Genomic DNA, 6,499 nt, shown 5'->3' on the forward strand with positions numbered 1-6,499 from the left:
AAAAACTTGGATAAAATTTGCTAAATTGTGGTCTGAATAAACGGTGGCACTTCAATATTTGATTTTAACGAGGCAATACATCTTAACCCAGATACGCCATACTTCTACGATTAGCGAGGGCTAGCAAATTACAAATTGCATCAATACATAGAAGCCATCGCCGACCTGGACGAAGCTATTAGCCAAGAGCCAGACAATCCAAAATTCTACCACCATAGAGGAAAAGCAAATTACAAAATTCGACAATACCGGGAAGCTCTCACTGATTATGACGTAGCAATTCACTTTGCCCCAGATAACGAAGGGGTTTATTACGATCGCGGACTTGCCAAAAAGCGATTGAATCGTTTTGATGAAGCGAGACAGGATCTTGAAACAGCTTTAAAACTTGCACAACAAAGTGACAATACGAACCTTATACGGAATATTAAGCAGGTACTTTGGCGTTCCTTTTCTACGATGACGCTGTCTTAACTTGGTTCGTTTTATCTCCATTTGAAAGCGAGGAATGAATATGAATCAACAATTTGAAAAGTGGAATAAATGGCTTGAGGATTATATCTATCCGGAAACTACGGAACTTGTCAGTTTCCAGTATATCTTCAGGAAAATCGCGAAAATGGCAAATGAGAATCCAACGTTTCAGCAACTGGAGTCATTTCATTGGTTTATAAAAAGCACCTATTTTGACTATGCTGTGATGGCATGTCGCAGACAACTTAAGTCTGATAGGAAAAGTGTTTCTTTCGTAAGGCTGTTGGAGGATATAATAAAATTCCCGGAGGTAATGTCAAGGGAACGGTTTGTAAACTTGTATTCAAAAGATATGCGAACTCACGCAAGTCAGATTTTTAGTCAGCGATTCTCAGGGGCATGTAAGGATTATATTGACCCTATCATTGTTCAACAAAATCTGTGTGAGTTAAAATCCCATGGCGGCAAGATTGGCAAGGTGGAAGATTTCGCTGATAAAAGGGTTGCCCACAGTGACCGGAGAAGTTCGGACAGCCCAACTTTTGATGAGTTAGACGCCTGTATAGATTGCCTTAAGAAATTCACCCAGAGTTATCGTTTTTTATTCCGGGGAATGGGAGAAAATGACGATTTGTTGATGCCAGGTATCAATGAATATTGGGATGAAACTTTCAGAAACCCGTTGATACTTCCTGATGGGTCTTGATAAATCTACAGTCTTTTAAGGTGGAAACCTGTCAATTGTAGATTAAAATATTGATGAACACCCCTTATGAACCATCAAAGAGGATGAAAGTTCGTTCTGTGCCTTTCGATTTATTGAAAACAGGGATATCCAGCCCGCCTTTATGATTCTACTGAAAGAACTGGACATCCGATCATCTTTATGATACGCTATGCCAAGAAAAATACGACAACTCATCGCAGACTTAAGAAAAGCTGGTTTCATCAACACAGGTGGAAAAGGTAGCCATCGAAATTTCAAGCATCCGAAAGGACCAAGGGTTACGATTTCTGGCAAACTTGGCGATGACGCTAAGTCCTTCCAAGAAAAGTTAGTGAAAAGAAGAATTGAGGAGTCTGAAAAATGAATGCAAGCGCGAAGTACATCAAAATCGTGGAATGGTCAGACGAGGACGAATGCTTTATCGGATATTGTCCGGGCATCATCGGCCCGTGCTCCCATGGTCCTGATGAAGTAGAGGTGTATCGGCAGTTATGTGAGATTGTTGACGAGTGGATAGAAATCTTTCATCGCGACAATGAGCCACTCCCACCCCCAACGATTGGTAGAAATATTGAGGAATTTTTAAACGGTACGGGTATTAACTACTAAAGGAATAGATGAAAACGTTCGCGCTTCAGGTTGTGTTAGAAAAAGACAAGTGGCCCGACGAACCAGATGAGAAAGCCGTCTGGCGGGCGTATATCCCTGCTCTGGAGCATAAAGGGGCAGCAAGTTGGGGATATACTCAAAAAGAGGCTTTAAAGAATCTACAAGACGCAGTCGATCTGCTTGTTGAGTGGCTCTTAGAACACGGCGAAGAACTTCTTCCCGGACTCTCTTCACAGACCCAGATCAGTGATTTGCCTTTAATCTACTCTATAGCCAACTGAACAGGACATCTTCATAGGAAATCAAAAATTGCCTACAACACTAACACTCCCACCCACAATAATCACAGGCGCAGGTGCATCTGAGAACGCCGGTGAACAGGGGAAACGGCTCGGTGCAACGAACGCACTCATCGTGACCGATCCGGGTATCGCCAAAATCGGATACGCCGACAACATCGCCCACAATTTACACAACGCCGGAATAACCTCCTCATCCTTCTCTGATGTCACCCCCGACCCAACGCTACAGAATGTGCAAGACGGCTTAAAACAATACACTGACGAAGGCTGCGATGTCATCGTGAGCATCGGCGGCGGAAGTGCCATCGACTGCGGAAAAGGCATCGCTATGAAACTGGCAAATGACGGCGATTTCGCCGATTACATGGGTGTGGATAAAATCCCGAATCCAGGAACGCCTCTTATAGCAATACCAACAACAGGGGGAACAGGTAGTGAGGTCTCTAAAGTCACCGTTATCACCGACACAGAGCGGAACGTTAAGATGATGCTCAGCAGTCGGTGTCTACTCGCGTCCGTTGCTCTCGTGGATCCGTTGCTATCCCTGACAACCCCACCGCATCTGACGGCGGCAGTCGGTGTTGATGCCCTGACGCACGCGATAGAAGCGTATATCTCTAAACGCGCCCAACCGATAACGGATGCCCTGTCCCTGAAAGCAATCGAGATGATTTCAGGTTCGCTCCGGCAAGCGTGGGCAGATGGCGAAAATGTCTCCGCTCGCACGGATATGATGATTGGTGCGTCTATCGCAGGTATGGCGTTCAGCAATTCATCTGTGGCTTTAGTCCACGGCATGTCCCGTCCGATTGGTGCGTATTTCCATATTCACCATGGACTATCAAATTCGGTGTTACTCCGCGACGTGATGGCGTTTAGTGTCGTCGGCGCGCCTGCTCGCTTCGCCGATATTGCGCGCGCTATGGGTGAACCGATTGACGGATTATCGCCGATGCACCAAGCAGATGCAGCAATCTCTGCCGTTGAACGGCTTGTCGCCGACATCCAGATGCCGCGACTCGGTGAAATCGGTATTGAAAAAGAAAAATTCGAGTCTGTCGTCGAACAGATGGCGGTCGATGCCATCGCAAGTGGGAGTCCAGCTAACAATCCGCGACAGGCTACCGCTGAAGAGATTGTCGCGCTGTATTGGGAGTGTTTCTAAAAGTAGAAAGGAACAAATTGTGAACAGACTCAAAATCGTTGTCCCCGGTGATTCACCCCCGCAAATCCAAGGTTCACCGCACCTGGAACGCCTGAAACCCTACGGTGATGTCGTCCTCTACACTGACCGACCCGAAACTCACGAAGAACAACTCCGTCGCGCCGAAGATGCAGACATTCTCATCAATTCGCGCGGACTCGTCAAGTGGCCCGATGAACTGTTGCAGCAACTTCCGAAACTCAAACTCATTTCGCTCTGTTCGATTGGAACCGATATGATTGGACTCGACGAAGCGAAAAAGCGCGGAATTACCGTTTGTAATCAACCCGGACGGACTGCTCCCGTTGTCGCAGAACACGGGTTCGGGTTGATGTTTGGGCTCGCCAAACGGGCAGCTTTTCTGACAGCGTCCATGAAATCAGGTGGCTGGCCCCGCATGGACAACGTCTATCTTCAAGGGAAAACCTTGGGGATTATTGGCACTGGACATATCGGTGCTGAGATGGCGCGCCTCGGACGAGCCATCGGGATGAATGTTATCGCGTGGACGTATCACCCTTCAGCAGCACGCGCGGCAGAATTAGGTGTTCAGTTCGTCTCTCTGGACGCATTGCTCCAGACCGCCGATGTCGTCAGCTTGCACGTTAGGTTAACAGAAGAGAGTCAGCATCTCATCGGTGAAAGCGAACTCGCCACAATGAAGCAAGGTGCGCTGCTCATCAACGTCGCACGTGGCGGCGTGGTTGATACAAATGCCCTCATCTCTGCTTTGAATAGCGGACATCTCGGTGGTGCCGCTATTGATGTCTACGATCAGGAACCGCTCCCTGCTGACCACCCCCTCTTAACTTGCGAGCAGGTAATCTTAACACCACATTGTGCCGATATGACTCCTGAAGGCGTTGAACTCCTTAATGAAGGCGCGGTAGATAACATCATCGCCTTTCTGGAAGGCAGCCCCCAAAACGTAGTCGTTTAACGACGAATATACCATAGATACGCTGTACCACTTTCGATAAAAAAGATGCTCAAACAGGAAATCCGAGATAGAATGAAAAAGATAGGGGTCGATACGGGTGGCACCTTCACCGATATCGTGATGCACACCAACAACTCGCTGTTCACGCACAAAGTCCTATCCACGCCGCAAAACCCTGCACATGCCGTGATACAAGGTGTAGGTGAAATCCTACATAAGCACGACACCACTGCTGAAGAAGCGGAGATTGTTCACGGATCAACGGTCGCAACGAATGCACTCCTTGAACGCAGAGGGGCGCGTATTGCCCTCGTCACAACGAAAGGCTTTGAAGACGTTTTAGAGATCGGTAGACAATCACGACCAGACCTTTACGACTTCTTCGTGGAACGTCCAGCACCGCTCGTCCCTGCTGCACGACGTTTCGGTATTTCAGAACGGACCCTGCACACGGGTGAAATCCAAACTGAGATTGAAACGGATGAACTGGATGCCCTCGCGGCCCAACTCGCCACGTTAGAACCTGATGCCATCGCAATCTGTTTCCTTTTCGCCTACGTCAACCCAAAAAACGAACGGATTGTTGCGGAACACCTCTCAGCACGGTTTGAGATACCGGTTTCCTGCTCACACGAAGTCCTGCCAGAATATCGAGAATACGCCCGCTTCAGCACCACCGTTGCGAATGCTTACATCCGTCCTACCTTGGAACGACATCTCTCCACACTCATAGAGTCAAAGCAGTTTCCGAAGTCGTTTCGTCTGATGCTTTCCAACGGCGGTAGCGTTTCTGCGAGGACCTTTCACGGCAGATCGCACGCTGAAAACTTGCTATACAGGGGTGAATCGGCGGGTATTGGTACTGTGCTTTCCGGTCCCGCTGGCGGTGTTCTGGGTGCTTATCAAATCGCCAAAACCGCTGGCTACAACCAGATTATCACATTTGATATGGGTGGCACTTCAACGGATGTGAGTCTCTGTGATCAGGGTATCTCCCTCACGACGGAAAGTACTATTAGTGGATTGCCAATTAAGGTGCCGCTCATCGATATCCATACCGTCGGTGCCGGTGGCGGCTCGATTGCGACTGTCGATACAGGCGGCGCATTACGTGTCGGACCGGAGAGTGCAGGCGCGAACCCGGGCCCGATCTGTTACGGGAACAACGGCGAAAACATCACGGTAACCGATGCGAACCTTTTCTTAGGCCGTATCGCTGCGACCCAATTTTTGGGAGGCGCGATGTCCCTTGACATCCATAAACCTCGCGCATACATTGAAAAGTTTGCGTCGCATCTCGGTATCTCGCCTTTGCAAGCCGCCGACGGCATTCTCAAGGTTGCCAACGCCGCCATGGAACGCGCTATCAAAGTTATTTCTGTGGAACGGGGATTCGATACCCGCGACTTCACGCTCGTCTCCTTCGGCGGTGCCGGGGGTTTACACGCCGCATTTATGGCAGAGAACCTCGGCATCGGAACAGTCCTCATCCCGCCAAACGGCGGTCTACTCTCTGCCTACGGGATGCTCTTTGCAGATGTCATCAAAGACTACTCACAGACAGTGTTGTGGCAGCTTGAAAAGGACAGCGACGAAGCACTCGCTAAAGCATTAGACGCAGGATTCGACGCGCTCCTCACCCGCGCCGAAAACGAGATGAAGACGGAAGGGTTTACACCCGATCAACTTAAAGTTAATCGCTCACTGGATATGCGGTATGCGGGGCAATCTTACGAACTAAATATCCCTTATCAGCACGGGATCGGGGTTACAAACCCTTCCCACAACATCGGAGAGGAGATACAATCCCTTGTTGAGAAATTCCACGCTGCACACGCCCAACGCTTCGGCTATGCCCGAACCGATGCACCAGCTGAGGTGGTAAACCTCCGCCTTACAGCCATCGGCGAAACCGACCAACCTCCCATTCAAGCAGTCCCACTCGCCAATACTGCTGCCACTAAAGCGTTTACTATCCAAAGTCCTGTTATCTTTGAAGGTGAAGCACTTCCAACTGATTTCTACCGTCGTGAAGCATTGCAACCCGGCAATCGCATGGCAGGGCCCGCGATTGTAATAGAATTCAGCGCGACGACTGTCATACCTCCGAATTCCTTCGCCGTTGTTGATGCCTATCAAAATCTTATTTTGACAAAAAAAGAGTAGATTCCAAAATTCTCATGGAAAATTCAAAGCAAGGGTGCGATTTGACTTCGCACCCTTTTGCCATTTTCTTGGAGATT

At 48.8% G+C, this 6,499-nt stretch carries 8 protein-coding genes and 1 pseudogene; all 9 read left to right on the forward strand.

Translation table 11 applies throughout. The features are described from left to right. The first annotated feature begins 129 nt into the window (after positions 1-129). The 9 genes and pseudogenes from OXN25_07215 to OXN25_07255 all read left to right on the forward strand — a co-directional run bounded on the left by OXN25_07215 (position 130) and on the right by OXN25_07255 (position 6,422). A pseudogene (locus OXN25_07215) lies at positions 130-225 on the forward strand (tetratricopeptide repeat protein). A 54-nt stretch (positions 226-279) separates the two neighbouring features. Then, positions 280-474 carry a tetratricopeptide repeat protein gene (locus OXN25_07220; GenBank protein MDE0424639.1) on the forward strand — a complete coding sequence of 65 codons (195 nt, stop codon included), beginning with the start codon at positions 280-282 and terminating at the stop codon, positions 472-474. A 40-nt stretch (positions 475-514) separates the two neighbouring features. Next, positions 515-1,180 carry a hypothetical protein gene (locus OXN25_07225; GenBank protein ID MDE0424640.1) on the forward strand — a complete coding sequence of 222 codons (666 nt, stop codon included), beginning with the start codon at positions 515-517 and terminating at the stop codon, positions 1,178-1,180. Positions 1,181-1,370: 190 nt separating this feature from the next. Further along, positions 1,371-1,565, forward strand: a complete 195-nt coding sequence (locus OXN25_07230; GenBank protein MDE0424641.1) for a type II toxin-antitoxin system HicA family toxin — start codon at positions 1,371-1,373, stop codon at positions 1,563-1,565. Continuing rightward, the gene (locus OXN25_07235; GenBank protein MDE0424642.1) at positions 1,562-1,810 is read left to right on the forward strand and encodes a hypothetical protein; all 249 of its coding nucleotides are present in this window, start codon (positions 1,562-1,564) and stop codon (positions 1,808-1,810) included. Before OXN25_07230 ends, OXN25_07235 begins: the two co-directional genes overlap by 4 nt. Before the next feature lie 8 nt (positions 1,811-1,818). Further along, positions 1,819-2,091 (forward strand): type II toxin-antitoxin system HicB family antitoxin, encoded by a 273-nt coding sequence (locus OXN25_07240; GenBank protein MDE0424643.1) that lies wholly within the window; start codon positions 1,819-1,821, stop codon positions 2,089-2,091. 28 nt (positions 2,092-2,119) lie between these two features. Further along, entirely contained in the window at positions 2,120-3,277 is a 1,158-nt protein-coding gene (locus tag OXN25_07245) for an iron-containing alcohol dehydrogenase (protein ID MDE0424644.1), read from the forward strand. Between the two features lie 19 nt (positions 3,278-3,296). Continuing rightward, complete coding sequence (locus tag OXN25_07250) at positions 3,297-4,256, forward strand: NAD(P)-binding domain-containing protein (GenBank protein ID MDE0424645.1); 960 nt, start codon at positions 3,297-3,299, stop codon at positions 4,254-4,256. A 72-nt stretch (positions 4,257-4,328) separates the two neighbouring features. Then, on the forward strand, positions 4,329-6,422 hold the full coding sequence (locus tag OXN25_07255; protein ID MDE0424646.1) for a hydantoinase/oxoprolinase family protein: 2,094 nt from the start codon (positions 4,329-4,331) through the stop codon (positions 6,420-6,422). The last annotated feature ends 77 nt before the right edge of the window (positions 6,423-6,499 follow it).

It is taken from the genome of Candidatus Poribacteria bacterium (assembly GCA_028820845.1).
GTDB lineage: Bacteria > Poribacteria > WGA-4E > WGA-4E > WGA-3G > WGA-3G.

What these genes read in the sequence shown, in the direction of transcription:
- OXN25_07225 (MDE0424640.1), top strand. Translation starts at nt 515, where the DNA reads ATGAATCAACAATTTGAAAAGTGGAATAAATGGCTTGAGGATTATATC.
- OXN25_07230 (MDE0424641.1), top strand. Translation starts at nt 1,371, where the DNA reads ATGCCAAGAAAAATACGACAACTCATCGCAGACTTAAGAAAAGCTGGT.
- OXN25_07235 (MDE0424642.1), top strand. Translation starts at nt 1,562, where the DNA reads ATGAATGCAAGCGCGAAGTACATCAAAATCGTGGAATGGTCAGACGAG.
- OXN25_07240 (MDE0424643.1), top strand. Translation starts at nt 1,819, where the DNA reads ATGAAAACGTTCGCGCTTCAGGTTGTGTTAGAAAAAGACAAGTGGCCC.
- OXN25_07255 (MDE0424646.1), top strand. Translation starts at nt 4,329, where the DNA reads ATGAAAAAGATAGGGGTCGATACGGGTGGCACCTTCACCGATATCGTG.